This is a genomic window from Nioella ostreopsis, assembly GCF_004000255.1.
GTDB classification, from domain to species: domain Bacteria; phylum Pseudomonadota; class Alphaproteobacteria; order Rhodobacterales; family Rhodobacteraceae; genus Nioella; species Nioella ostreopsis.
This window is the reverse complement of the sequence record NZ_RCIQ01000001.1, coordinates 66365-90013: the sequence shown is the minus strand read 5'-3', so window position 1 is coordinate 90013 and position 23649 is coordinate 66365. Positions and strand designations below refer to the sequence as shown.

Annotated in this window: 24 protein-coding genes and 1 riboswitch; of the genes, 10 read left to right on the top strand and 14 right to left on the bottom strand. The window is 63.8% G+C overall.

Going from position 1 to position 23649, the window contains the following annotated elements:
* Positions 1 to 139: 139 nt before the first annotated feature.
* Genes glyS through EP237_RS00535 form a run of 3 tightly spaced genes read right to left on the bottom strand, consistent with a single transcriptional unit; the run spans position 140 to position 3826 of the window.
* Positions 140 to 2356, bottom strand: a complete 2217-nt coding sequence (gene glyS, locus EP237_RS00545) for a glycine--tRNA ligase subunit beta (RefSeq protein ID WP_127557016.1) — start codon at positions 2354 to 2356, stop codon at positions 140 to 142.
* 1 nt (position 2357) lies between these two features.
* Positions 2358 to 2864: a DUF6446 family protein gene (locus EP237_RS00540; protein ID WP_240661410.1), complete on the bottom strand. Its 507-nt coding sequence runs from the start codon at positions 2862 to 2864 to the stop codon at positions 2358 to 2360.
* Positions 2865 to 2878: 14 nt separating this feature from the next.
* A complete protein-coding gene (locus tag EP237_RS00535; RefSeq protein WP_127557012.1) occupies positions 2879 to 3826 on the bottom strand; it encodes a glycine--tRNA ligase subunit alpha in 948 nt (315 codons plus the stop codon).
* A 211-nt stretch (positions 3827 to 4037) separates the two neighbouring features.
* Here EP237_RS00535 and EP237_RS00530 point away from each other — a divergent pair, with 211 nt between their 5' ends.
* Positions 4038 to 5735, top strand: a complete 1698-nt coding sequence (locus EP237_RS00530) for a serine protease (protein ID WP_240661408.1) — start codon at positions 4038 to 4040, stop codon at positions 5733 to 5735.
* Between the two features lie 67 nt (positions 5736 to 5802).
* On the opposite strand, the gene EP237_RS00525 is transcribed toward EP237_RS00530, so the two are convergent.
* The 6 genes from EP237_RS00525 to metZ all read right to left on the bottom strand — a co-directional run bounded on the left by EP237_RS00525 (position 5803) and on the right by metZ (position 11418).
* Positions 5803 to 7251: a TrkH family potassium uptake protein gene (locus EP237_RS00525; protein WP_127557008.1), complete on the bottom strand. Its 1449-nt coding sequence runs from the start codon at positions 7249 to 7251 to the stop codon at positions 5803 to 5805.
* 74 nt (positions 7252 to 7325) lie between these two features.
* On the bottom strand, positions 7326 to 7547 hold the full coding sequence (locus EP237_RS00520; protein WP_127557006.1) for a YjiS-like domain-containing protein: 222 nt from the start codon (positions 7545 to 7547) through the stop codon (positions 7326 to 7328).
* A 118-nt stretch (positions 7548 to 7665) separates the two neighbouring features.
* On the bottom strand, positions 7666 to 8763 hold the full coding sequence (gene folE2, locus EP237_RS00515; protein ID WP_127557005.1) for a GTP cyclohydrolase FolE2: 1098 nt from the start codon (positions 8761 to 8763) through the stop codon (positions 7666 to 7668).
* 224 nt (positions 8764 to 8987) lie between these two features.
* Positions 8988 to 9728: a glutamine amidotransferase gene (locus EP237_RS00510; protein WP_127557004.1), complete on the bottom strand. Its 741-nt coding sequence runs from the start codon at positions 9726 to 9728 to the stop codon at positions 8988 to 8990.
* On the bottom strand, positions 9725 to 10222 hold the full coding sequence (locus tag EP237_RS00505) for a GNAT family N-acetyltransferase (protein WP_127557002.1): 498 nt from the start codon (positions 10220 to 10222) through the stop codon (positions 9725 to 9727). Before EP237_RS00505 ends, EP237_RS00510 begins: the two co-directional genes overlap by 4 nt.
* Positions 10219 to 11418 (bottom strand): O-succinylhomoserine sulfhydrylase, encoded by a 1200-nt coding sequence (gene metZ / locus EP237_RS00500; protein ID WP_127557000.1) that lies wholly within the window; start codon positions 11416 to 11418, stop codon positions 10219 to 10221. The genes EP237_RS00505 and metZ overlap by 4 nt, the downstream gene beginning before the upstream one ends.
* 76 nt (positions 11419 to 11494) lie before the next feature.
* Positions 11495 to 11573: riboswitch (SAM riboswitch) on the bottom strand.
* A 137-nt stretch (positions 11574 to 11710) separates the two neighbouring features.
* Between metZ and EP237_RS00495 the strand changes: the two genes are divergently transcribed.
* From EP237_RS00495 to EP237_RS00460, 8 genes are all read left to right on the top strand, one after another.
* Positions 11711 to 12559, top strand: a complete 849-nt coding sequence (locus tag EP237_RS00495) for a TerC family protein (protein WP_127556998.1) — start codon at positions 11711 to 11713, stop codon at positions 12557 to 12559.
* Positions 12560 to 12706: 147 nt separating this feature from the next.
* Positions 12707 to 13609 carry a 5-bromo-4-chloroindolyl phosphate hydrolysis family protein gene (locus tag EP237_RS00490; protein WP_127556996.1) on the top strand — a complete coding sequence of 301 codons (903 nt, stop codon included), beginning with the start codon at positions 12707 to 12709 and terminating at the stop codon, positions 13607 to 13609.
* A gap of 12 nt (positions 13610 to 13621) precedes the next feature.
* On the top strand, positions 13622 to 14815 hold the full coding sequence (locus EP237_RS00485) for a toxic anion resistance protein (RefSeq protein ID WP_127556994.1): 1194 nt from the start codon (positions 13622 to 13624) through the stop codon (positions 14813 to 14815).
* Between the two features lie 26 nt (positions 14816 to 14841).
* A complete protein-coding gene (locus EP237_RS00480; protein ID WP_127556992.1) occupies positions 14842 to 15780 on the top strand; it encodes a DUF2927 domain-containing protein in 939 nt (312 codons plus the stop codon).
* 33 nt (positions 15781 to 15813) lie between these two features.
* Positions 15814 to 16938 carry an SPFH domain-containing protein gene (locus EP237_RS00475; protein WP_127556990.1) on the top strand — a complete coding sequence of 375 codons (1125 nt, stop codon included), beginning with the start codon at positions 15814 to 15816 and terminating at the stop codon, positions 16936 to 16938.
* Between the two features lie 69 nt (positions 16939 to 17007).
* Entirely contained in the window at positions 17008 to 17484 is a 477-nt protein-coding gene (locus EP237_RS00470; protein WP_127556988.1) for a cytochrome b, read from the top strand.
* 85 nt (positions 17485 to 17569) lie between these two features.
* Complete coding sequence (locus EP237_RS00465; RefSeq protein WP_127556986.1) at positions 17570 to 18715, top strand: TFIIB-type zinc finger domain-containing protein; 1146 nt, start codon at positions 17570 to 17572, stop codon at positions 18713 to 18715.
* Positions 18712 to 19383: a nitroreductase family protein gene (locus EP237_RS00460; RefSeq protein ID WP_127556984.1), complete on the top strand. Its 672-nt coding sequence runs from the start codon at positions 18712 to 18714 to the stop codon at positions 19381 to 19383. The genes EP237_RS00465 and EP237_RS00460 overlap by 4 nt, the downstream gene beginning before the upstream one ends.
* A gap of 64 nt (positions 19384 to 19447) precedes the next feature.
* Here the strand turns inward: EP237_RS00460 and EP237_RS00455 are convergent, their stop codons facing one another.
* Positions 19448 to 19864, bottom strand: coding sequence for an Hsp20/alpha crystallin family protein (locus EP237_RS00455; RefSeq protein ID WP_127556982.1), 417 nt, complete (start codon positions 19862 to 19864; stop codon positions 19448 to 19450).
* Positions 19865 to 19995: 131 nt separating this feature from the next.
* On the opposite strand from EP237_RS00455, the gene dtd reads away from it, so the two are divergent.
* Positions 19996 to 20442, top strand: a complete 447-nt coding sequence (dtd, locus tag EP237_RS00450; RefSeq protein ID WP_127556980.1) for a D-aminoacyl-tRNA deacylase — start codon at positions 19996 to 19998, stop codon at positions 20440 to 20442.
* A 171-nt stretch (positions 20443 to 20613) separates the two neighbouring features.
* On the opposite strand, the gene EP237_RS00445 is transcribed toward dtd, so the two are convergent.
* From EP237_RS00445 to EP237_RS00430, 4 genes are all read right to left on the bottom strand, one after another.
* The gene (locus tag EP237_RS00445) at positions 20614 to 21813 is read right to left on the bottom strand and encodes a CaiB/BaiF CoA transferase family protein (RefSeq protein ID WP_127556978.1); all 1200 of its coding nucleotides are present in this window, start codon (positions 21811 to 21813) and stop codon (positions 20614 to 20616) included.
* A complete protein-coding gene (locus EP237_RS00440; RefSeq protein ID WP_127556976.1) occupies positions 21810 to 22853 on the bottom strand; it encodes an AbrB family transcriptional regulator in 1044 nt (347 codons plus the stop codon). Before EP237_RS00440 ends, EP237_RS00445 begins: the two co-directional genes overlap by 4 nt.
* Positions 22854 to 23035: 182 nt before the next feature.
* Positions 23036 to 23353, bottom strand: a complete 318-nt coding sequence (locus tag EP237_RS00435) for a hypothetical protein (protein WP_127556974.1) — start codon at positions 23351 to 23353, stop codon at positions 23036 to 23038.
* Positions 23354 to 23458: 105 nt separating this feature from the next.
* Positions 23459 to 23638, bottom strand: a complete 180-nt coding sequence (locus EP237_RS00430) for a hypothetical protein (protein ID WP_127556972.1) — start codon at positions 23636 to 23638, stop codon at positions 23459 to 23461.
* Positions 23639 to 23649: the final 11 nt, after the last annotated feature.

Here is a 23649-nt window from a genome sequence, read left to right as displayed (position 1 = left end):
TCGCTGTGCCTTTGGCACGTCGACCCGCGCGGCCCTTGCTGGCCGCGTGAAACGCTTTCACAAGAGCGGGTCCGGGGGCTCTGCCCCCGTTGCCTTCGGCGATTCCCCCGAGGTATTTTCACCAAGCTGAAAGGAACGCCTAACCTTCGATCCGCGACAGGTCCGCGATCTTGCCGCAGCTTGCGGTGATCTCGTGCAGCAGATTGAGGCGATTGCGGCGCAGGATCGCGCTGTCCGCATTGACCTGCACGGTGTCAAAGAAGGCGTCGATCGGCGCGCGCAGAGCGGACATGGCGGACATGGCGGCGGGGAAATCATCCGATGCAAGCGCCGGGGCTACAGCGGCCTCGGCCTGCGACAGCGCCGCGAACAGCGCCTTTTCCTCTGCGGTCTCAGCGTATTTCACATCGGCACCATAGCGGTACTCGACCCCGTCCTTTTCCTCGGCCTGCGCCAGGATATTGGCGGCGCGTTTGTAGCCTTGAACGAGGTTTTCCCCGTCGTCGGAGGAAAGGAAGGCCGCCAGCGCCTCGGCCCGCTTGACCAGAAGGGCCAGATCGTCGCTGCCCGGCAGGGCAAGGCACGCGTCGATCACGTCATGGCGAATGCCCTGATCGCGCAGGTGGACCTTGAGCCGATCATGGGTGAAGCGCAGGAGATCATCGGAGGTATCCGGCACCTTGTTTTCCAGCGCAAGGAAATCGTCATGCAGATCGTCCAACCGATCCCTGACCGCGTGGAAAGCAGCTCCGAACACCCCGTGTTCGGCGATCTCCTGCAAAAGTTCGGTCAGCGCAGCGTCCCCCATGCCGGTATTCACCGCAGCCTCGACCCGCACCAGCTGCGCATCGAAGAAGCGGTCAAGGTCAAGACGCAGCCCATTGACCAGCACCAGCCGGATCACCCCAAGCGCCGCACGGCGCAGCGCGTAGGGGTCTTTTGACCCGGTGGGTTTTTCGTCGATGGCCCAGAAACCTGCCAGCGTGTCCAGCTTGTCGGCCAGCGCCACGGCGACCGAAACGGGCGCGGTCGGCACATCGTCGGAGGGGCCAAGCGGCGAGTAATGCTCCTGCGCGGCGGCGGCGACCTCTGCCGGGTAGCCCGCGGCTTCGGCATAATAGCGGCCCATCAGGCCCTGCAATTCGGGGAACTCGTAGACCATTTCCGAGGACAGGTCGGCCTTGGCGATGCGCGCGGCGGTTTCCGCCTGATCGGGGTCGGCCCCCACCACAGTCGCAAGATCACGCGCCAGCGCCGCAATCCGGTCGATCCGGGCAGCTTGTGTGCCGAGCTTGTTGTGGAAGGTCACGTTTTCAAGGCTGCGGGTCCAGGTGGACATATCCGACTTGGCGACGCGCAGGTCGTTTTCCCAGAAGAATTTCGCATCCGCCAGACGCGCCGACAGCACCTTGCCATTGCCCGCCAGGATGGTTGCGCCGTGGTCGGCGGTCTCGCGGTTGGCGACGGTGATGAAGCGTTCGATCCGGCCCGTGTTGGGGTTCTTTACGGAAAAGAACTTCTGATGTTCGCGCATCGAGGTTTGCAGCACCTCGGGCGGCAGGCCCAGGAAGTCCTCACCGATCTCGCCAATGAGCACAACTGGCCATTCCACCAGCCCCGCGACCTCGGCCAGCAGGCCCTTGTCTTCGACCACTTCCAGCCCGGCGGCGAAGGCCATGTTGGTGGCGTCGTGCCAGATATGGTCGGCCCGTTCCTCGGCGGAGAGGATCACATGCGCTTTCTTCAGCTTGGCGGCGTAGTCGTCGAAGCCGGAGACTGCGAAGCGGCCTGGGGCCATGAAGCGATGGCCCTCGGTCGTGTCGCCAGCGGCCATGCCGTCCACGTCAATCGGCACGACGCGCGCACCGTTTTCGTCCGACAGGATGCACAGGATCGAATGCAGCGGACGCACCCAGCGCAGGCTGCCCGCGCCCCATCGCATCGATTTGGGCCAGGGGAAGTTGCGGATCGTAGCGGGGATGACGTCTGCCAGAATATCCTCTGCCGACCGGCCCGGCTTCACGATCTTGGCGAAATAGGTCTGGCCCTTCTTGTCGTCGCGGATCTCCAGCTGGTCCTTCGTCAGACCCGTGGCGCGCAGGAAGCCCTCCAGCGCCTTTTCCGGGGCATCCGTGCGCGGGCCCTTGCGTTCCTCGGTCACGTCGGGGCTTTCCGCCGTCAGCCCTTCCATCGCCAGCACCAGACGGCGCGGGGTGGAGAACGCCCCGGCACCTGCATAGGTCAGCCCGGCCTCGACCAGCGCATCGGTCACCAGTTTCTTCAGATCCTCAGCCGCGCGGCGCTGCATCCGCGCGGGGATTTCCTCACTGAACAGTTCCAGCAGAAGATCGGGCATGTCAGTTCCTCTCGGGCGCGGGCGGGCAGTCTTCGGGGACGGGGTCGCCGCTATAGGCCGCCTCTCCGCAATGGTTCAGTTGGTGCCAGGCATAGCCATGGCCGTCTTCGGTGATCATCACGATCTGGTCGATCCCGTAGATGATGTTCGCTTCGCCCAGAAAGGCCAGCCCGGTGCCCGCCTCCAACGCGCGGGTCAGGGTGCCCGCGTCATAGCAGTCGAACCAGCCCGGCGTGTTGAGCGGCGTTGCACCGTCATAGGGCTGATAGGTTTCCGTCATCAGCGCCAGCGACAGGGGCGTGGAGAAACAGGCCCGGAAACGCAGCGGCGAGGTGTCGGCGTCGATGCCCTCGAAATCGGCGATCGGCAGCGGGTCAACCACGCCATCGAAGGTGGTGGCGCTGATCGTCACCGCATCCATGCTGATCGGTTCATAATAGGCGCGCGTTTCGGTCCACCACAGAAGGGATCCGGCGGCGGCGGCGGAAAGAAGAATGGCTGCTGTCACGAATTGGCCCCGGGTCATGCCGCGCTGTCGCTTTCAGGCACGTAGCCCCCTGCCCCGGTCTGCACGAAGGCATCGGCGCATTTCTTCGCCAGCGCCCGGACGCGGCCGATATAGGCCTGCCGTTCGGTGACCGAGATTACCCCCCGCGCGTCGAGCAGGTTAAAGAGGTGGCTGGCCTTGATGCACTGGTCATAGGCCGGGTGCGCCATGATGATGCGCTTGCCGGTCTTGGGGTCCTCTGCCGGGTGGCTCAGGATCGCCTCGCATTCGGCCTCCGCGTCCTCAAAATGGCGCAACAGGATTTCGGTTTCCGCCGTATCGAAGTTGAAGCGGCTGTATTCCTCCTCCGTCTGGCGGAACACGTCGCCATATGTCAGCGGAATCGGCGCGTCGGGGTCGTTGAAGGGCATGTCCATGACGTGATCGACGCCGAGGATATAGATCGCCAGACGTTCCAGCCCGTAGGTCAGCTCGCCCGAGACCGGCTTGCAGTCATGGCCGCCGACCTGTTGGAAATAGGTGAACTGGCTGACTTCCATCCCGTCGCACCAGACCTCCCAGCCCAGGCCCCAGGCACCCAAAGTGGGGCTTTCCCAGTCATCTTCCACGAAGCGCACGTCGTGCAGGTCCATGTCGATGCCGATGGCCTCCAGCGAGCCGAGATACAAAGCCTGCAGATCAGGCGGCGAGGGTTTGATCAGCACCTGATACTGGTAGTAATGCTGCAACCGGTTCGGGTTCTCACCATAGCGCCCGTCCGTGGGGCGGCGCGAGGGCTGGACATAGGCCGCGGCCCAGGGCTGCGTGCCGAGGCTGCGCAGGGTGGTGGCCGGGTGGAAGGTGCCGGCGCCGACCTCCATGTCATAGGGCTGCATGATCGCACAGCCCTTTTGGGCCCAGTAGGACTGAAGCCTCAGGATGATTTCCTGAAAACTGCGCGGCGGCGTGCTTTTCATGGCCATGTCTTTTCCCGGGTGTTGCAAGGCAGGGGTGTGATAGTGGTCCCCCCCGCCATGGTCAATTGGCCGATCACGCATATTTCTGGTGCATCGGCTGTTCACTCTGATAGGTTGCCGCCGATCGTGAACGGGCGAAGCCCGCAGGAAACATGGGGTTAGGAGAAAGAGGATGGCAGCACGCCGGATTGTTTTGTGTCTTTTGATCATACTGGGCTTGGCCGTATTCGGGGCCGATGACGCCCAGGCACAGGACCGGGTGTGGGTCCAGATGGAGGCCCACCCAGATCTGGCCACCGCCGAGGGCCGGGTCCGCGCCTATTCGCGGATCCTGCCAGCGGTGAACGGCTATCGGTTGCGGACCGGCTGGTACGCCATCGCGCTTGGGCCCTACACGCCCGGAGAAGGCGCGGCGGTTCTGAACCAATTGCGCGCGCAGGGGGCCATTCCGCAGGACAGTTACCTGTCCGAAGTCGACATCTACCAGCAACAGTTTTTCCCCATTGGCGCCAATACCTTGGCCCCCGGTGCCGTGACTGAGGCCCCCACCATCGCAGAGGCCCCGCAGCCCGCGGAACCGGTAATCCCCGAGGAAACCGTCGCCGAGGCACGCCAAAGCGAAGCCCGGCTCGACCAGCAGGGACGCGAGGCGTTGCAGATCGCCATGCAGTGGTTCGGTTACTACAATTCCGGCATCGACGGCGCGTTCGGCCCCGGCACACGCGGGGCCATGTCCCGCTGGCAAGCCGCGCAGGGCTATGCGGAAACCGGCGTCCTGACCACGCGTCAGCGGGCGCAATTGCTGGCCGAGTACCAGGGTGAACTCAATGCGCTCGGTATGCAGACGGTGCGTGACGAGCGTGCGGGAATCGAGATCGACCTGCCGCTCGCAATGGTCGAGTTCGCCCGCTACGAATTCCCCTTCGCACAGTACGATTCCATTGGTGATTCCGGTGTCCAGGTTCTGCTGATCAGCCAGGAGGGCAGCGAAGCCACGCTTGGCGGCCTCTATGAGATCATGCAGACGCTGGAAATCGTACCGCTGGAAGGCGAACGCAACCGCCGGTCCAACAGCTTCGTGCTGACCGGTCAGTCCGACACCCTGCGCAGCCATACCGTGGCCCGTCTGGAAGACGGTCAGATCAAGGGCTTTACCCTGATCTGGACGCCGGACCGGGATGCGCAGATGACCCGTGTGCTGGACATGATGGAGGACAGTTTCTCCACCTATGGCGGCACGCTCGATCCCGGCGCGGTCGATCCCGGCATGGAACAGGGCGTCGACCTGATGGCGGGGCTAGAAGTGCGTCAGCCCGACCGGGCGCGCAGCGGTTTCTACCTCGACAATACCGGCACCGTGCTGACCACCGCCGAGGCCGTGGCGTCCTGCACCCGAGTGCTGGTCAATGACCGGTATGAGATGACCGTCGCCCATTCCGACCCGGCGCTCGGCCTCGCGGTGCTGCGCCCGACACAGGCGTTGGCCCCGTCGACCTATGCGGGCTTCCCGACCATTCCCGCCCGCATCCGCACGGATGTTGCTGTTGCCGGCTACCCCTATGAAGGCGCGCTTGGCGCAGCGTCCATGAACTTCGGCACGCTGGCCGACATGCAGGGGCTGAATGGCGAGGATACGATGGCGCGGCTGGAAATGTCGATTGAACCGTCAGAGGCCGGAGCCCCGGTGCTGGATGCCACCGGCGCGGTGATCGGCATGGTCCTGCCCGAGCCCAATACCGGCCGCGCCCTGCCCGAAGGCGTCAGCTTCGCCCTGCGCGGCGACCGGATGGCGGAATTCCTCGGTGGCGCGGGTGTGACCGTCAACGCCGCCCCGGTGCAGGCCGACGCGATGACCCGCAATGCACTGGCCCGCTATGGCAGCGATCTGGCGGTTCTGGTGACCTGCTGGAACTGATCCCAAGGCTCTTGTGAACAGAAAAGGGCGGTCCGACGGGCCGCCCTTTTGCTTTCCACCGCGTCCCTCACCCCCGCCAGAACTGGGTGGTGAAGAGGACAAACACTGCCATCAGCTCCAGCCGCCCGACCAGCATCGCCACGGTCAGAATCCACTTGGCCGTATCGCCCAGATTGGTGAACGTGCCCGCCGGGCCGATTTCTGCCCCAAGGCCCGGTCCGATATTGGCCAGCGCCGTGGCCGCACCGGACACCGACGTCACGAAATCAAGCCCGGTCAGCGCCAAGAGCATCGCCACGACCCCGAGGCTGACGAAGAACATCACGAAGAAGGCCATGACCGAGGACAGGACTTCCTCGCTGACCTTGCGCCCCTCGTAGCGCGGCTCAAAGATGCCATGCGGCGCGTAGAGCCTGCGCAGCTGCGTCGAGATCGAGGCCATGAGCAGCTGATATCGGAAGATCTTGATCGAACAGGCGGTCGAGCCCGCGCAGCCGCCGATGAGGCCAATGAAAAAGAAGACGACAACTGCGATGGCGCCCCATTCCTGATAATCGACGCTGGCATAGCCCGTGCCCGAGATGATCGAGGTCACGTTGAAGATCGCCTCGCGGAACCCGTGTTCCAGATGGTCGCCGTTCACAACCAGCCGGTAGACCGCGAAGAAGATCGTAAGGATCAGGATCGTGGTCAGATAGGCCCGGACCTGCGTATCGACCCAAAGCGGCCGGGCGCTGCCGGCAATCATTTGCACGTAGCGCACGAAAGGCAGGCTGGCGAGGATCATGAAGATGGACGCGGCATATTCCATCGGCCCCTGAAACGCCCCGAAAGAAGCGTCCGACGTGGAAAACCCGCCGGTCGAGACGGTGGTCATCGAATGCACGATGGCCTCGAATGTCGGCATCCCGAGCGCTACATAGGTAAGCGAGCAGACAAGCGTGAGGCCAAGATAGATCACCGAGATCTGCTGCGCGATCTCACCCGCGCGGGGCAGGATCTTGCCCATCGTGTCGAAGGCTTCGGATTTGAAGATCTGCATGCCGCCGACGCGCAGTTCCGGCAAGAACACCATCGCCACGACGATGATACCGACGCCGCCGAACCATTGCAGCATTCCGCGCCAGAACAACAGCCCCTCTGGCAGCAGCTCCAACCGGATGAAAACGGTTGATCCCGTGGTGGTCAGGCCCGACATGGATTCAAAGAGCGCGTCGATGAATGTAGCGTCCGTCGCCCCGATTATGAAGGGAAACGCACCGAAGATGGGCAGGGCCAGCCAGACACCCGTTGTCAGAAGAAAAGTCTGCTGGATGGACAGTCGCTTGCTGCCTCCGCTGGAGGCGGCCAGCGCCAGCATCGCGCCGGGCATCACCGTCAGAACGGCACTTTCCAGGAAGGCCCGCCAATGCCCGTTCTGATAATACAGATCGACGCCCATGGGGACCAGCATGGTCAACCCCAGCACAAGGACGAGCAGTCCGATCACATATCCAATGGGCCTGAGGTCGTACATGGGCCGAAGCGTTGGCCCGGCCCGCGCGCGCTGTCAACCGGTGAAGCTTCGCACGGGCGCTTTCGCCGGGCGCGTCAGATATACAGGATATCGCGGAAGACGTAGCGCGCGATATCTTCGCGACGCAGACCGATGCGGGCCAGTTCGGCGTCGGTCATGCCGTTCAGGCGCTGCACCTGATTGGCGCGCGACTGCGCGGCGTCATAGGCGGAAAACACGCGCAGGAGCGCGGCGAAGAAGCTGCGGATCGGGGATTCGGTGCCGGTTGCGGCGGGGGACAGGGCGATGGTTGCCATGGGACTACCTCTTGATATCTGCGACGGGCATCTGCCCGGTTCGACCTGATAGGTATGTCTTCCTGACCCGTTTGCCCAATGCCGATCCGGAAACCCCGGGTTGCGTCAGGGGCAGGGCTCAACCGATGTGGAAAAGCGTCTTGAACAGTTTTGGGTCAAGGCTGGTGGCCGCAAAGGTTTCGCCCTCTGTCAGCACGCTGACGGCATCATGGCTGTGCAGGCTTTCCTGGTGGCTGGCAACAATGCGGAAATCACCGACGCGGGGTTCGTCATGCAGGGCCTGCGCAAACAGTCGGGCGGCATCCTCCACGAAAATCGGGTTGGCGGCATTCAGTTCCGCGAAGGCCTGTTCATCCTCGCGCTTGACCATCACTTGCGTTTCCGTGGGCACCGCGTTGCGGGCCAGTTCGATCAGGTCCTCGAACCACAGGCAGTCGCCCCCGAAGGGCACCTCGACCGAAATCCGCGCCACGGAGCGTTGCGAATGCGGGGTCGCCAGTTGGTTGCGGAATTCGCGGGCGTGTTCGCTCAGTTCCAGCGAGCAGGGGCAGGTCGAGCTGTAGACATAATCCAGATGCAGGATCTTCTTGCGGCTGCCGCCTTGCTCCACCAGTTCCAGCGCGATGTCGTAATACTGGTAGCCGGTCAGGCCCGAGCGCAGGCTTTCGATCTTCATCGGGAAGGAAAAGCGCATCTGGATGCGGGCGTCGAAACTGTCGAGATCTGTCTTGTAGGCGTCAAGTGCGGCTTCCATCACTTCGAAACTGAAGGTCCGTTCCGCGTGGTTGTAGAAGCTGCGCATGATCCGGGACATGTTGATGCCCTTCTTCTCCGCCTCAAGGCTGACCGTGCCCGTGACCGAGGTTTCCAGCGTCAGATCGCCATCGTCGCGGGTGTGATAGCGGATCGGCAGGCGGAAGTTGGAGATGCCTACATGCTGGATCACCCGCTTCTGCCCCTTGATCAGCGAAGAAGGACCGTTCTGCAGGTCCGGCAGGCTGTCCTTATACGCGGCATCCACGGTGAAATCCTGCGGGTAGTCGCGGTTGAACACCGGATAGTCGGGCGCATTGCGCAATAGGCTGGTGACGGACGGGTCGAGCGCAGCCAGCTCCTCCGCCGACGCGGTGGCAGCCCATGCGCGCAGGGTCTCCAGCGCTTTGCGGGCCTCGTCGCTGTCAGGCGCGGTGGCAAGATCGTTGAGCTGCAGGTTCATGGCGCGGGCCTTCCCGGGGTCTGGAGACTGACAATATGGGCCAGCCGCCCCGCTATTCCAAGTTTTCCGTTGCGAGAGATAGACCGGCGATCCGGGCCGGGACCGGTCCAAAACGGCACAGGAGCGTGAAACGGCGGCACTTGGCCCGCAGGCTGCTCAGGAGTGCTGGAATTTTCTTCGAAGAAAATTGCAAAGCTCTTCGAAGAGCTTTCCCCGCGCCCCGCTCACCCGGTGCGATAGCGGTTGACGAAGTTCCTCAGCACCTGTTCCGGCACGGTGATCTCTTCGGCCAGACAGGCTTCGGTCAGGCTGTCGGCCTCGTCTGGGTGAAAGTATCCCTTGTTGCGGTAGATGCGGATGCGGGTGGCGAAGCTTTCGCCGTCGGCTTCCGGGTGGAATTGCGTCGCGTAGACGTTCTTCCCGTAGCGGATCATCTGGAAGGGGCAGCTATCCGCCGCCGCCAGATGCACTGCGCCGGGGGGCAGGTTCTGCACGGCCTCCTTGTGGCCGACCAGCGCGCGGAAGGTCGGGGGCAACCCGTCAAAGAGCGGATCGGCAGCGCCTTCCTCCGACAGGGTACAATCGACCCCGCCAATCGCCTCGCCATAGCGCGCCTTGCTGACCTCGCCGCCCAGGTGATGGGCGAGGATGCCGAGCCCGTAGCAGCAGCCCATGAAGGGCACGTCGCCCTCGGTGATGCGCGGCATCAGCCCGAGGATTTCCGCCTCGATCTTGGCTTCCTGCGGGGTCTTGTCCTCTGGCGCGTCCGACACGCAGCCGGGCCCGCCGCCGACGATCACGCCGGAATAATCGGCCAGCACCAGACCACCGGGCAGGTCGCGCTTGTCGAGCCGGATGCGGTGGACCTCATCCTCCGACAGCCCGCCCTTGGTGAGGAAGCTTGAGAACTCCTCGTCGGCGGCCTCATCCTCGGGGCGCAGTTGCAGGATCAGAAAGGGTTTCATGCCGCCCGTTCTAGCGCAGGTTTCAGCGGTTTTGCCATGCGGTAATTGTGCAAGGTCACACCGCCCCGCGTCACCTCCTGCCGTGGCCCATCCTGCCATCCCTGTTTCAGGAAGAAGGGGCGCGCCACTTCACTGGCATCGCTGGTCAGTTGGGCGAGCCCCTGCCGCCGCGCGCAGCGTTCCACAAGCCCATAGAGCATCGCCGCCACCCCCTGCCCCTGCCACTCTGGCGCGACGAAGGCGAGGTCGAGATAACCGGTCTCGGGGTCAAGCGTCATGAACCCGGCGGGCAGCTTCCCGGCCCAGGCCACCAGCGTCACGGCCCCGGCTAGCCGCGCCTCCCAATCCGGGCCGCTCGGTGGCTGGGGACTCCACGCCGCACGCTGCGCAGCATCATAGGCCCCATGCGTGCCCTCATGCACGGATCGGTGGAAGAGCTGCCCAAGAAGGTCCCCCTCCCCCGACCGGATGCGGTGAATGGTGATCTCGGTCATTGGGCCGCCGCCAAAGCCTGTTCGAGATCGGCAATCAGGTCGCCCGCGTCCTCCAGCCCCACGGACAGCCGCAAGAGCCCGTCCGAAATGCCAAGCGCAGCGCGCTGGTCTGGTGTCAGACGCTGATGCGTTGTGGTTGCGGGATGGGTGACGATGGACTTTGCATCGCCCAGATTGTTGGAGATCACGAAGATCTGCAGCGCATTGAGCATCTTGAACGCCGCCGGCTTGCCGCCCGCAAGTTCGATCGACACCATGGTGCCGCCCGCCTCCATCTGCGCAATCGCGAGGTTCTGCTGCGGGTGATCGGGCAGGAACGGGTGGATGACGCGGGCCAGACCCGGCTGACCATGCAGCGCCTTGGCGATCCTGTAGGCGCTGTCGGCCTGTGCGCGTACCCGCAGGTCCATCGTCTCCAGCGCCTTCAGCATCACCCAGGCGTTGAAGGGCGAGAGCGACCCGCCAGTATGCTTCATGTAGGGTTCCACCACCTTGCGGATAAACTGGCGCGTGCCGCAGATGACGCCACCCAAACAGCGCCCCTGCCCGTCAATATGCTTGGTGGCGGAATAGACGATGACATCGGCCCCCAAATCGCCCGAACGTTGCAGGACCGGCGTGGCGAAGACGTTGTCCACGACGACAATCGCCCCGACCGCGTGGGCCAGGTCACTAACGCCCTTGATGTCGATCACTTCCAGCGTCGGGTTCGACATGCTCTCGAAGAACACCGCCTTGGTATCGGGCCGGATCGCCGCCTTCCATTCGTTCAGATCGGTGCCGTCGACGAAGGTGACCTCCACACCGAACCGCGACAGCACCTCTTCGAGGATATAGAGACACGAGCCGAACAGAGCCTTGGCGGACACCACATGGTCGCCCGCCTTCAGCATCGAGGTCAGCGCGCCACTGACAGCCGCCATGCCGCTGGCCGTGGCAAAGGCATCTTCCTTGCCTTCCAGCGCCGCAATCCGTTCCTCGAACATGCGCACGGTGGGGTTGCCGTAGCGGGCATAGATGAACTCGTCATCGCCAGACTCGATGAACCGCGCCTCGGCCTGTTCGGCGCTGTCATAAACGAAGCCCTGGGTCAGGAAGATCGCCTCGCTGACCTCTCCATACTGGCTGCGGCGGGTGCCGCCATGGACGGCGCGGGTGCGGGGCTTGGCGTCGGCGGGAAGAACTTTCGGTCCCATTTTCATTCACGGTCCTTTGCTGGCCCGGGGCATGAAAAAACCCCGAACCGGGTGAACGGTCGGGGGCAAGAGCCATGGATGGCGCTGCTCGACCTCTTTAGCGGCTTGTTTAACGTGGCCCGCAATCCGGTTAACAAATCGCCACGGTGGGGTTGGGATACGTCAGCGCGCCCGCCTTGACAAGAGGGAACCGGACGCGGGGAAAGGCGTGACAAGCCCCGCCCCTAGCGCTTATTCAGGCGAAGAGACCCGGCACAGACCGGAAAAGGCGATAGAAAAATGGCGATAGAAAATGGCTGATATCCTGACCATCGAAAATCTTGGCAACCTGGTGATGCTATGCTTCCTGCAGGCGGTTCTGGGCTTCGACAACCTTCTTTACATCTCGATCGAAAGCCAGCGGGCCCCGAAGGAGAGCCAGAAATCGGTACGCTTCTGGGGCATCATCATCGCCGTGGCGCTGCGGGTCGTGCTGCTCTTTACCATGATCCAGCTGATCGAGAGCCTGTCAGAGCCGTTCTTCGTGATGAACTGGGTCGGCGTTCTGGAAGGCGGTGTGAATTTCGCCACCTGCGTCTTCGTCTTCGGCGGTATCTTCATCATGTATACGGCGGTCAAGGAAATCGGCCACCTTCTGTCGATGCATGACCTGCACCACGAGGGTTCTGAAAAATCAGGGAAATCCGCCTTACAGGTCGTTGTGCTGATCGTCCTGATGAACCTGATCTTCAGCTTCGATTCCGTGCTCTCGGCGCTCGCCATCACCGATGTCTTCCCGGTTCTTGCCGCCGCGATCCTGCTGTCGGGGGGCGCCATGCTGCTTCTGGCCGACGGGGTAACCGCCTTTATTGAGAAGAACCGGATGTACGAGGTGCTTGGCCTGTTCATCCTGCTGATCGTGGGCGTGGTGCTGCTTGGCGAGGCAGGTGTGGCCGCCGAACATGCCACCCATGATCCGTCCATGGGCATCCATATCTTCGGCTATGCGCTGATCCCCATGTCGAAGACCACCTTCTATTTCGCGGTCGTGGTGCTGTTCGTGGTCGAATTCATTCAAACCGGCTATAAACGCAAGCTTGATGCTGAAAGGGCGCGCGGGGCGCAGGCGGAAACCGTCCCGGTTCACGATTCCACGCACTGACATCTTTTTTTTACGCCCCTGCGTGCTTATCGTATTGGGCGGAAAGGGGTTCTTAAATGAGTTCAAACGGTCTTCAGGGTGTCGCCTTCGTGGCGCTTGTGGTCATCATCGTGATGGCGATTTTCGGCGGCTTCGGGGTGGTCTGAGATGGCGCAGCGTTATGGCGGACAGTTCAGCCCCGATCCCGACAGCACCGAGGTTCAGGCCCCGCAAACCCGACCGCTTGAGGCCAGCTTTCGCGGCCGCAGCCCGGCGCGTTATGGCGCGCGGATCAACATCCTCTTCCTGCTGCCGCTGCTAGTCTTCCTGACCGTCTTCTTCCAGCCGGTGACCGAGATGATCACCGATTTCGCGGGCGCCGCCGTGCTGCTGCTGGCCGCCTGGCTGCTGCGCGACGGGGTGCGGGCAGAGGATGCCTATAACGAACGCAAGGTCGCCCGCCGCCCCGCAATCCCGCGCAAAATCTTCGCCTCGGTCCTGACCGGGGTGGGCGTCGGCCTGCTGATCTTCGGCGGACAATGGACGGTTCTGAATGCCGGGCTTGTGGGCACGCTCGCTGGCGCGCTGCATCTCTTCTCCTTCGGGCTCGATCCGTTGAAGGACAAGGGGCTGGAAGGGGTCGACCGGTTCCAGACCGACCGCGTGGCGCGCAAGATCGAAGAGGCCGAGGCGCTGCTGGCAGGCATGTCCGACGCGATCCGCCGCGCAGGCGACCGGCAGCTGGAGACCCGCGTCGAGGCGTTTCAGGCCACCGCCCGCGACATGTTCCGCACGGTCGAGGAAGACCCGCGCGATCTGACCCAGGCGCGCAAGTATCTGGGCGTCTACCTGACCGGGGCGCGCGACGCGACGGTGAAATTCGCCGATCTCTATGCCCGCGACCGCGACCCCTCGGTGCGTGCCGATTACGTCACCCTGCTCGATGACCTCGAAACCAATTTCGCGGCCCGCACCAAGCGCATGCTGGTGACGGATCGCAGCGATCTCGACGTTGAAATCGACGTGCTGCGGGATCGTTTGAACCGTGATAATCTACATATTGAGACATAAGGACCAATAACAATGAGTGACACGATCCGCCAACAGGCCGAAGCTGCCGCGCAGCTCGTCGATGAAATCAATGCCTCGGTTTTGCCCGAACCCTCGACGGCGCTTGTGCCACTGGCCGAAGCCCCCGCGCCGACCGCTGACCAGATCCGCACCCGGATGGCCGAGCTCGACATGACCGACACCAATTCCATCGTCACCTTCGGGTCGAACGCGCAGGCGGAGCTGCAAACGATCAGCCAGGCCATGCTGGAAGGCGTGAAGAACAAGGATGTTGGCCCGGCAGGCGACAGCTTGCGCGAAATCGTTGGGACGATCCGCGGGTTCTCCGTCGATGAACTGGACCCCAACCGCAAGCGCAGCTGGTGGGAACGGCTCTTCGGCAAGGCCAAGCCGGTCCATGATTTCCTGGCCCGTTACGAAGACGTGCAGGGCCAGATCGACCGCATCACCGACAGCCTGCTGGCGCATGAGCATACGCTGATGAAGGACATCAAGTCGCTCGACCTTCTCTATGACAAGACGCTCGCCTTCTATGATGAACTGGCGCTTTACATCACCGCGGGCGAGGAAAAGCTGAAGGAACTCGACGAGGAAACCATCCCCGCGAAAGAGGCCGAGGTTGCCGCCGCGCCCGAGAATGAACAGGTCATGAAGGCGCAGGAACTGCGCGATCTGCGCGCTGCGCGCGACGATCTGGAACGCCGGGTCCATGACCTCAAGCTCACCCGCCAGGTCACCATGCAGTCGCTGCCCTCGATCCGTCTGGTGCAGGAAAACGACAAGTCGCTGGTCACCAAGATCAACTCCACCCTCGTGAACACCGTGCCGCTGTGGGAAACGCAGCTGGCGCAGGCGCTGACCATCCAGCGCTCGACCCAGGCCGCTCAGGCCGTGCGCGAGGCCAACGATCTGACCAACGAGCTGCTGACCCAGAACGCCGCCAACCTGCGCGAATCGAACAAGATGGTGCGCGAGGAAATGGAACGCGGCGTCTTCGACATCGAAGCGGTCAAGCAGGCCAATGCCGATCTGATTGCCACCATCGAGGAAAGCCTCGCCATTGCCGACGAAGGCAAGCGCCGCCGTGCAGCCGCCGAGGTCGAGATGGAAAAGATGGAGCACGAGCTGCGCGATACGCTGGCCTCGGCCACGGCGCGCGGCGACGGCACCGGCGACAATGTCGGCACCGCCGTGCCGCGGACCTGATCCAAGACCCGGAGGCGCGAGGCCGTATGCGCAAGGCCCTGTTTCCAGCCCTGATGGTGGCCGCCTTGGCGGCGCTGTCGGGCTGCGAGGAGGCCCCCGAGCCCCCTTCCTCGCGCCCCTCTACCCCAATCGTCGCGCCACCGTCTGTGGAGCCCTCGGAAGAAAGCCTTGCCTATGCGCGCTACTATGCGGGCGTCCAGCAGCGGCTTCTGACGCAGGGGCTTCTGCGCACCGATGGCGGCGGGCCGGATACGCCCATAGTCGCCCGCAATCTGGTGGCCAATTTCGAACGCATTGCCCTCTATAGCGAATACACCATTTCCGGGGGCCGATTCGTTGCGCAACAGACCCCCGCAGAACTGCGACGGTGGGAGAGACCCATTCGGCTGCAAGCGCATTTCGGCGGCTCAGTGCCCGAAGACATGCGCGACGAGGATCGGGCGGAACTCGCCCGCTATGCCGACCGTCTGGCACGCATCACCGGCCATTCGATTCGCGCCGTGGGATCGGGCGGCAATTTCCATGTGCTCTACCTCAATCGTGACGAACAGCGCGCAGCGGAACCCCTGCTGCGTCGGATCATGCCCAATATCAGCGACGCCACGATCCGGGAAATCACCTCTCTGCCCCGGCATGAATTCTGCGCGGTCTATTCGATTTCGAACGCAGATGCGCCCAATGTCTACGTCTCCGCCATCGCCTTCATCCGCACCGAACACCCCGACCTGCAACGCCGGTCCTGTGTGCATGAGGAAGTGGCGCAAGGCCTCGGCCTGCCCAATGACAGCCCCACCGCGCGGCCCTCGATCTTCAACGATGACGAGGAGTTCGCGCTGCTCACCACCCATGACGAGATGCTGCTCAGCATGCTCTACAACCCCCGTCTCAGCCCCGGCATGACCCCCGATGAGGCCCGCCCGATCCTGCAAGAGCTTGCAGACGGGCTGGTTGGTGGGCCAAGCTGACTCTCAAGGTCTGATTTTCAAAAGGAGGACCAGATGTCCATTTTCGATTTCCTTTCCGGCCAGTTCATTGACGTCATTCACTGGACGGACGACACCCGCGACACGATGGTCTGGCGCTTCGAACGCCATGGCCACGAAATCAAGTACGGCGCCAAGCTGACCGTGCGCGAAGGCCAGACGGCGGTCTTCATCCACGAAGGCCAGATGGCCGATGTGTTCACCCCGGGCCTCTACATGCTCGAAACGAACAACATGCCGATCATGACCACGCTGCAGCACTGGTCGCACGGGTTCCAGTCGCCCTTCAAATCCGAGATCTACTTCGTCAACACCAACCGGTTCACGGATCTCAAATGGGGCACCAAGAACCCGATCATGCTGCGCGACCCGGAGTTCGGGCCGACCCGCATCCGCGCCTATGGCACCTACACCGTCAAGGTGAAGGACGCGGGCCGTTTCATGACCGAGATCGTCGGCACCGATGGCGAGTTCACCACCGACGAGGTTACCTCGCAGATCCGCAACATCATCGTTCAGGAGTTTTCCCGCGTGATCGGCTCGTCGGGTATTCCCGTGCTCGACATGGCGGGCAACACCCACGATCTGGGCCGCATGATGGCCGAGGCGATTTCGGGCACCATCGACCAGTACGGGCTGGAACTGCCTGAACTTTACATCGAGAACATCAGCCTGCCGCCCGCCGTGGAAGCAGCGCTCGACAAGCGCACCTCGATGGGGGTTGTGGGCGATCTGAACAAATACACCCAGTTCTCCGCCGCCGAAGCCATGACCGCCGCCGCGTCGAACCCCGGCGGGGGCGAGGCCGCTGCCGGCATGGGGCTTGGCATGGGCATGGCGATGGCCAACCAGATGGCGAATGCCATGAACCAGGGCAGCCAGCAGCAGCCTGCGCAGGGCGGCGGTGCCGCCGTGCCCCCCCCGCCGCCGGTCGAACATGTCTGGCACCTGGCCGAAAACGGCCAGACCACCGGCCCCTTCTCCAAGGCCGATCTGGGTCGCATGGCCAGCGCCGGGCAGCTCAAGCGCGAAACCTATGTCTGGACCGCCGGGCAGGACGGCTGGAAGAAGGCCGAGGACGTGGCAGAGCTCGCGCAGCTCTTCACCGTCATGCCCCCGCCCCCGCCGCCGGGCATCTGATTCCCGACAGCGACGGAAATCCGGTCCGGCCCCGTGAAAAGGGCCGGACTGTTTGTTTCAGGAGCCCCCATGTCACACGCCCCCGCCTATTCCCGCCTGCAAATCGCGCTTCATTGGCTGATTGCTGTCCTGATCCTCGCGGCCTGGATCACCCATGACGCCATGGAAACCGCCTTCGAGGCCCGTCTTGAAAGCGGCATTCTGACACCCAACCCCCATGCGATCCTTGGCCTCGCCGTCTTCGTTCTGGTCCTGATCCGCGTGATCGTGCGCCACCGTCAGGGCACGCCGGGTCCGGTGCCGGGCAGTTCCGCATTGGCCGAGGCCGCCGCGCTTTGGGGGCACCGGCTGCTCTACCTGCTCATGATTCTCACCCCCATTGGCGGGGCCATCACCTGGTTCGGCGGCATCGAGGCCCTTGGCGAAGGGCACGAACTGCTTGGCAATGCGCTGATGATCGTGGCGCTCGGCCATGCGCTGGTGGCGATCCTGCACCAGCTTGTGCTGAAAGACGGCACGATGACCCGAATGCTGCGCCCACGCTAGCCTGGGCCATGTGGCTTATTCCCTTGAATTACGCCCTGCCGCGGTCGAAGATGTGGCAGGACCATAAACCATTTTTCAGAGAGCCATGAGCGATTTACCCCCCACCCCGCCCGGAACCGAGCCCGAGCCGGAAGTCACCGACGCCCCCGAAAGCGCCGAACACCGCTTCCCCTGTGATCAATGCGGATCCGATTTCCGCTTCGACCCGGAAGAGGGCAAGCTGATCTGCGACCATTGCGGCAATGAGCAAGACTTCGAGACCGCCGACCTGCCCGAGATCCGCGAGATGGATTTCGAAGCGGCGCTGCGTTCGGGCCTCGACAGCGCCGAGATGGAAGAGATCCGCGTCACCCCCTGCCCCAATTGCGGCGCGCAGGTGGAGTTCAACTCGGACGTTCATTCCACCGAATGCCCCTTCTGCGCCACCCCGGTGGTGACCGATACCGGCACCCACAGGCATATCAAGCCCAAGGCCGTCCTGCCCTTCAAGCTGGAAGAACGCGACGCCCACAAGGCGATGACCGATTGGCTGGGGCGGCTCTGGTTCGCGCCGAACGGGCTCAAGGAATATGCCCGCCAGGGCCGCAGCCTCGACGGCATCTATGTGCCCTACTGGACCTATGACGCCCAGACCGCCAGCCGCTACCAGGGTCAGCGCGGGACGATCTACTATGTCACTCGCACGGTGATGCGCGAGGGCAAGCCGACACAGGTCCGGGAACAGAAAATCCGCTGGACCAATGTCCGGGGCCGCGTCAGCCGCTTCTTCGACGATATCCTGATCCTCGGCTCGCGCTCGCTGCCGAAAAGCTACACCGATAATCTCAAGCCCTGGAACCTGAGCGAGCTGGAACCCTACCAGCCCCATTACCTCGCCGGATTCATGGCCGAGGGCTATACGGTCGATGTAGAGGAGGGGTTCGCGGAAGCGCGCGGCATCATGGACGCTCAGATCCGCCGCGACATCAACGCCGATATCGGCGGCGACCGCCAGCGCATAAGCCATGTGAACACGGCCGTGTCCGAGATCACCTTCAAACATGTGCTGCTGCCGGTCTGGATGGCCGCCTATAAATACAAGGGCCAAAGCTATCGCTTCGTGGTCAATGGCCAGACCGGCAAGGTGCAGGGCGAACGGCCCTGGTCCGCGATCAAGATCGCCATCGCCGTGGTCATCGGCCTCGCCCTGGCTGCCGGTGCCGCCTATCTCTACTCGATTTCGCAGCAATGAGCGACGCCGAGGCGCTGACCCGCATCCTGGACGCCCGGTTTTCCTGCCGGGCCTTCCGGCCTGACCCTCTGCCGCGCGAGTTGATCGAGGAGATCGTGAGCGACTCGCAAAAGGTCGCCAGCTGGTGCAACGCACAGCCCTGGCAATTGGTGGTGACGAGCGCCGAGGAAACGGACCGACTGCGCGCAGAACTGGCAGAGGAGATGACAACGGCCAGCCACACGCCCGACATCCCCTTCCCCGAGCGGTATTCGGGTGTCTACAATCAGCGCCGGTCCACCTGCGGCTGGCAGCTTTATGGGGCTGTGGGAGTGGAAAAGGGCGACCGCGACGGGTCGCACCGGCAGATGATGGAAAACTTCCGCTTCTTCGGCGCGCCGCATGTGGCGGTCCTGACCTCGGAGGCAGAGCTCGGCCCCTACGGGCTCGTCGATTGCGGCGGCTTCCTGACCGCGCTGACCCTGGCCGCGGCGGCGCGCGATGTGGCGACCATTCCGCAAGCGGCTCTGGCCAGCTATGCGCCTTTCCTGCATCGGTTCTTTGATCTCGCTGAAACCCGGACAGTGATCTGCGTCATAAGCATGGGCCGGGCGGATGACGCTCACCCGGCCAACAGCTTCCGTACCACGCGCGCGGGCCTCGACGAAACGCTCCGCTGGCAGGGCTAGGCGCAACCAACGTCCTTGCAAGGACGTTCCAAGGGGCTTGCAAGCCCCTTCCCCGCGCCCGGTCTCAGCCTTTTCGCACCTCGATCCGCTTGGCCTCGGGGCTGGCGGGGGCAGATTTCGCCACCGACACCGTCAGGACCCCGTCCTTCAGGTCGGCACTCACGGCCCCCTCATCCGCATCCGGCGGCAGCCGGAAACTGCGAGAGAACGCCCCGTATTGCCGTTCGCTGAAATACCAGGTCTCGCCCTTTTCCTCGCGGCTCGACCTCTTCTCGCCCTTCACGGTCAACACACCGTCATGGACGCTCACATCGATATCCTTGTCCTCGACACCGGGCAGTTCCACCACCACGCGGTAGCTGGCCTCATCCACAGCCGCCTCTGACGCCGGTGCGAACCAGTCCGCCACATGGCGGCCAACGGTGCGGAAGGGCTCAAAAACCGAGGGCCATCCACCGGATGTATGCGATTTCTCAACCATAGCGATCCTCCTTGATGTGCGACAGATCACGCCTCTGCCTGCGTCCCGGAGTCTCTCCCATCCCGCTTGGATTCGCCTTGATTCCGGTCAAGATTTCCGCACTCTCCCCCGGATCAGCGAAAGGATCCAACATGCGCGCCCTCATCCAACGCATCAGCGAAGCCGCCGTCCGCGTCGACGGAGAGATCATTGGCCAATCCGGCCCCGGCCTGCTGATCCTCGTCTGCGCCATGCAGGGCGATGACACGGCGCAGGCTGAAATGCTGGCCACCAAGATCTCGAAACTCAGGATCTTCACCGATGAGGCGGGCAAGATGAACCGCTCGATCCTCGACATGGGCGGCTCGGCCCTCGTGGTCAGCCAGTTCACGCTGGCCGCCGACACCTCGCGCGGCAACCGCCCCGGCTTCTCCACCGCCGCCCCGCCCGCCGAGGGTGACCGGCTCTATCAGCATGTGGCAGCCCATCTGGCAGGGCTCGGCATCCCGACCGAGACCGGCCAGTTCGGGGCCGATATGAAGGTCTCGCTCATCAATGACGGCCCGGTCACGATCTGGATCGACACCGAGGCCAACTGACCCCCGTACCCTTCTTCTTGGCCCAAATACTCCCGCCGGAGGCATCCCTCCCGAGCAACCCGCGCAAACCTCCGAACCGGCAAACCTGACCCAGCCGATATCCCGCGGCAGCGCGGCCCGGCGAGGCCTCCGCCGTCCGGGGGCAGGTTGAGCCGGGCCGCTCCCCGCCGCTCAGATCACCCCGTCGCGCGCCAGCCGTTCCAGTTCTGCCGAATCCAGCCCGAGCGTCCCGAAGACCTCCGCCGAATCGGCCCCGAGCGCGGGTGGCCCCTGTGCCACCTCGGGCACGGCCCCATCCAGTTTCACGCCCGGTCGCAGCACCCGCACCGGCCGGTCCACGCCCGGCACATCCTCGAAGCAGGCCACCAGCCCCCGGTCGGCCACCTGAGGATGCGCCAGCGCCTCGGGCACCGACAGAACCGCCCCGGCCGGCACGCCCAGGGCGTTCAACTCCCGTGCCCAGTCCCGCGCAGATTTCGCCTCCAACCGCGCCTCGATCAGCGACCGCAACGCATAGCGGTTGCGTTTTCGGTCCTCGCGGGTGGCATAGTCGGGGTCGTCCAGCAGTACCTCCAACCCCAGATGCCGGGCCAGCAATTCCCACTGTTCGTCCTTGTTGGCAGCGATATTCACCAGCCCCCCCTTGCAGCGGAACGCGCCCGAAGGGGCGGAGGTCGTGTTCTCATTGCCATGCGCACCGGGTTCCACCCCCGCGATCAGGTAATTCGACACCGCCCATCCCATCGTGGCCAACACTGCCTCCAGCATCGACACGTCGATCACACAGCCCCGGTCCGGCGCGTTCAGCGCGGACGCAATCGTCATCGCCGCCGTCAGCCCGCCGATCGTGTCGGCAATCGGATAGCCCACGCGCAAAGGCGCGCTCTCTGCATCGCCAGTAATCGACATCACGCCCGCCACGCCCTGCACGATCTGGTCATAGGCGGGGCGATTGACCCATGGCCCATCCTGCCCGAAGCCCGAGATCGCGCAGTAGATGAGCCGGGGGTTTTCGGCCCGCAGAACCTCCGGCCCCAGCCCCAACCGGTCCATCACACCGGGGCGAAAGTTTTCCACCAGAACGTCGGCCCCGCGCACCAGTTCCTTCAGGATCTCCTTGCCCTCCGCATGTTTCAGGTTCAGCGTCACCGACTTCTTCCCGGCGTTCTGCGCCAGGAAAGACACGCCCATGCCCGCCGCATTCAACCCCGGATCGGCCCCCAACTGCCGCGCCAGATCCCCCCGACCCGGCGCCTCCACCTTGATCACCTCGGCCCCCATATGGGCCAGTTGATGGCAGGCGAAGGGACCGGCCAGCACATTGGTCAGGTCCAGAACACGGATACCGGCAAGGGGCTTGGGCGCGGTCATGTCTCGGGCTCCGATCTGGGCAGGAAGGCGGGAACGAGGAAAGTCAGCAGCAGGATGCGGAAAGCGTGGTGGAAGGCCACGAAGGCCGGGTCGGCATCCAGCATCACCGACATCGCGGCCATGGTCTCCAACCCGCCGGGGGCATAGGCAATGAGAAGGTTCGTCACCGGCAGACCCAGGGCCCAGTGCATGGACAGTGCCGCCCCCACGGTGGCGATCAGCGCCAGCGTCGTCAGCACCGCCGCCGCGCCCGAGGCACGCCGGATCTGGGCCAGCGAGATGCCTGAAAAGCGGGTGCCGATCAAAGTGCCCATGATGGCAAATCCGGGGATCGTCACCCATCCGGGCACCAGCCCCGGGGTTGCGCCGGTGCCGTGGCTGACCGCCGAGATTATGAAGCCGCCCATCAGGAAGGCCGCCGGCATGTTCAGGCGTTTCAGCACTGCGCCAAGCGCCGCGGCCAGCACCATGATCACGCCCAGATGCACCAGCGACATAACCGCGTCGGGGCGCGCCGACATGCTCAGATCCACATCGGTCAGCAGGGCCACAGCCAGCGGCACCAGCAATGTCAGGATGAGCACCCGCAGGGACTGCGCCACGGTGATGGTCGATAGCTCCGATTTGGTATCGGCAGACAGGGACAGGATATAACTCAGATGTCCGGGCGTCGCCGCCAGCAGGGCCGATATGCGGTCGAATTCAAGCCAGCGCTGCAGGAGTGTGGCACCGCCCAGAAAAATGACCAGAAGCGCCGAGGCAAGCGCCGCGAGGCTGAGGGGCCATTGGGCTGCGGCGGCCAGGATCTCGGGGTTCACGCCAGCCCCCATCGACGTGCCGATGACAAGGAAGCAGCTGTCCCTCAGCGGCAGCGGCACCCGCGTGCGCAGGCCCAAGACACCCGCCAGCGTCACCAGCGCGGCAGGCCCGGTCAGGTAGGGGGCGGGAATGTGCAGCAAGACCGCGGCCATCGCACCCATAGCGCCCACGGCCAGCGTGGTGGCAAGCGTTGCGGGATCTGGGGGCAGCCAGCTGTTCATGTCCCTGTGATACGCTTGTGCACGGGCAGCGCAAAGAGGATGAGACAGGCGTTGCGCATCGTGCAACGGATTTCAAGAGCACTTGACGGGACAGAAAAAGAAGATGCCCGGTCCGGGGGAGGACCGGGCATCGGGGCACCGAACTAAGGACGGGGGGTGTTCGGCGCCGGGAAAGCAGCCGGTTAGACGGAAAACAAGTGGCTGCGATATTGGGAAATGATTTCGTCATCACCACTGATCGCCTGGCCATAACAAGCGGGCAGCGGTTGCCAGAAATCCAAGGCAATCGGGGAAGGAACGCGTTTCACACTGACCGAGACAAATGTCAGCATGCACTTCAGAAATCGTGACACGTTGTGCTCCCTCACCTGCAGCGCAGAACATCTGCGCGATACAGGAGTAGGTCGGGGGACGTGTCGACTTGGTTCAAAGTTTTTCAGATTTTTTTCGATCCGCGCGCCGAACTGGCGGGCCACGTACAAAAAAAGGCCCGCACTCATGAAGAATACGGGCCGGAAAGGTGCCGATCGGGACGGAAAAGCGGGATCGGTCAGACGAGGGACAAGTCCGTGGCAGGTGACAGTGGCCACGGAAACACCGATGGTTCAGCCCTGAATGGCGCGGCGGAAATTGGTCAGCCGGGCGCGGGAAGCAGGGGCGGTGTCGCGGGTAGGCACCGCCACCAGGTCACGCTGCGATCCGGCGGCACTGCTGCGGACCCGAAGGTGATCGCCTGCGATGGCGCGGCGGGCGGCAGAGGAAAAGGGGGCAAGAAAACGGGTCATGGCTTGGGTCC

What these genes read in the sequence shown, in the direction of transcription:
- EP237_RS00495 (WP_127556998.1), top strand. Translation starts at nt 11,711, where the DNA reads ATGGCTGATATCCTGACCATCGAAAATCTTGGCAACCTGGTGATGCTA.
- dtd (WP_127556980.1), top strand. Translation starts at nt 19,996, where the DNA reads ATGCGCGCCCTCATCCAACGCATCAGCGAAGCCGCCGTCCGCGTCGAC.
- EP237_RS00455 (WP_127556982.1), bottom strand. Translation starts at nt 19,864, where the DNA reads ATGGTTGAGAAATCGCATACATCCGGTGGATGGCCCTCGGTTTTTGAG.
- EP237_RS00435 (WP_127556974.1), bottom strand. Translation starts at nt 23,353, where the DNA reads ATGAGTGCGGGCCTTTTTTTGTACGTGGCCCGCCAGTTCGGCGCGCGG.
- EP237_RS00490 (WP_127556996.1), top strand. Translation starts at nt 12,707, where the DNA reads ATGGCGCAGCGTTATGGCGGACAGTTCAGCCCCGATCCCGACAGCACC.
- folE2 (WP_127557005.1), bottom strand. Translation starts at nt 8,763, where the DNA reads ATGAACCTGCAGCTCAACGATCTTGCCACCGCGCCTGACAGCGACGAG.
- EP237_RS00525 (WP_127557008.1), bottom strand. Translation starts at nt 7,251, where the DNA reads ATGTACGACCTCAGGCCCATTGGATATGTGATCGGACTGCTCGTCCTT.
- EP237_RS00520 (WP_127557006.1), bottom strand. Translation starts at nt 7,547, where the DNA reads ATGGCAACCATCGCCCTGTCCCCCGCCGCAACCGGCACCGAATCCCCG.
- glyS (WP_127557016.1), bottom strand. Translation starts at nt 2,356, where the DNA reads ATGCCCGATCTTCTGCTGGAACTGTTCAGTGAGGAAATCCCCGCGCGG.
- EP237_RS00445 (WP_127556978.1), bottom strand. Translation starts at nt 21,813, where the DNA reads ATGACCGCGCCCAAGCCCCTTGCCGGTATCCGTGTTCTGGACCTGACC.
- EP237_RS00510 (WP_127557004.1), bottom strand. Translation starts at nt 9,728, where the DNA reads ATGAAACCCTTTCTGATCCTGCAACTGCGCCCCGAGGATGAGGCCGCC.
- EP237_RS00485 (WP_127556994.1), top strand. Translation starts at nt 13,622, where the DNA reads ATGAGTGACACGATCCGCCAACAGGCCGAAGCTGCCGCGCAGCTCGTC.
- EP237_RS00430 (WP_127556972.1), bottom strand. Translation starts at nt 23,638, where the DNA reads ATGACCCGTTTTCTTGCCCCCTTTTCCTCTGCCGCCCGCCGCGCCATC.
- EP237_RS00505 (WP_127557002.1), bottom strand. Translation starts at nt 10,222, where the DNA reads ATGACCGAGATCACCATTCACCGCATCCGGTCGGGGGAGGGGGACCTT.
- EP237_RS00460 (WP_127556984.1), top strand. Translation starts at nt 18,712, where the DNA reads ATGAGCGACGCCGAGGCGCTGACCCGCATCCTGGACGCCCGGTTTTCC.
- EP237_RS00535 (WP_127557012.1), bottom strand. Translation starts at nt 3,826, where the DNA reads ATGGCCATGAAAAGCACGCCGCCGCGCAGTTTTCAGGAAATCATCCTG.
- EP237_RS00440 (WP_127556976.1), bottom strand. Translation starts at nt 22,853, where the DNA reads ATGAACAGCTGGCTGCCCCCAGATCCCGCAACGCTTGCCACCACGCTG.
- EP237_RS00480 (WP_127556992.1), top strand. Translation starts at nt 14,842, where the DNA reads ATGCGCAAGGCCCTGTTTCCAGCCCTGATGGTGGCCGCCTTGGCGGCG.
- metZ (WP_127557000.1), bottom strand. Translation starts at nt 11,418, where the DNA reads ATGGGACCGAAAGTTCTTCCCGCCGACGCCAAGCCCCGCACCCGCGCC.
- EP237_RS00475 (WP_127556990.1), top strand. Translation starts at nt 15,814, where the DNA reads ATGTCCATTTTCGATTTCCTTTCCGGCCAGTTCATTGACGTCATTCAC.
- EP237_RS00465 (WP_127556986.1), top strand. Translation starts at nt 17,570, where the DNA reads ATGAGCGATTTACCCCCCACCCCGCCCGGAACCGAGCCCGAGCCGGAA.
- EP237_RS00470 (WP_127556988.1), top strand. Translation starts at nt 17,008, where the DNA reads ATGTCACACGCCCCCGCCTATTCCCGCCTGCAAATCGCGCTTCATTGG.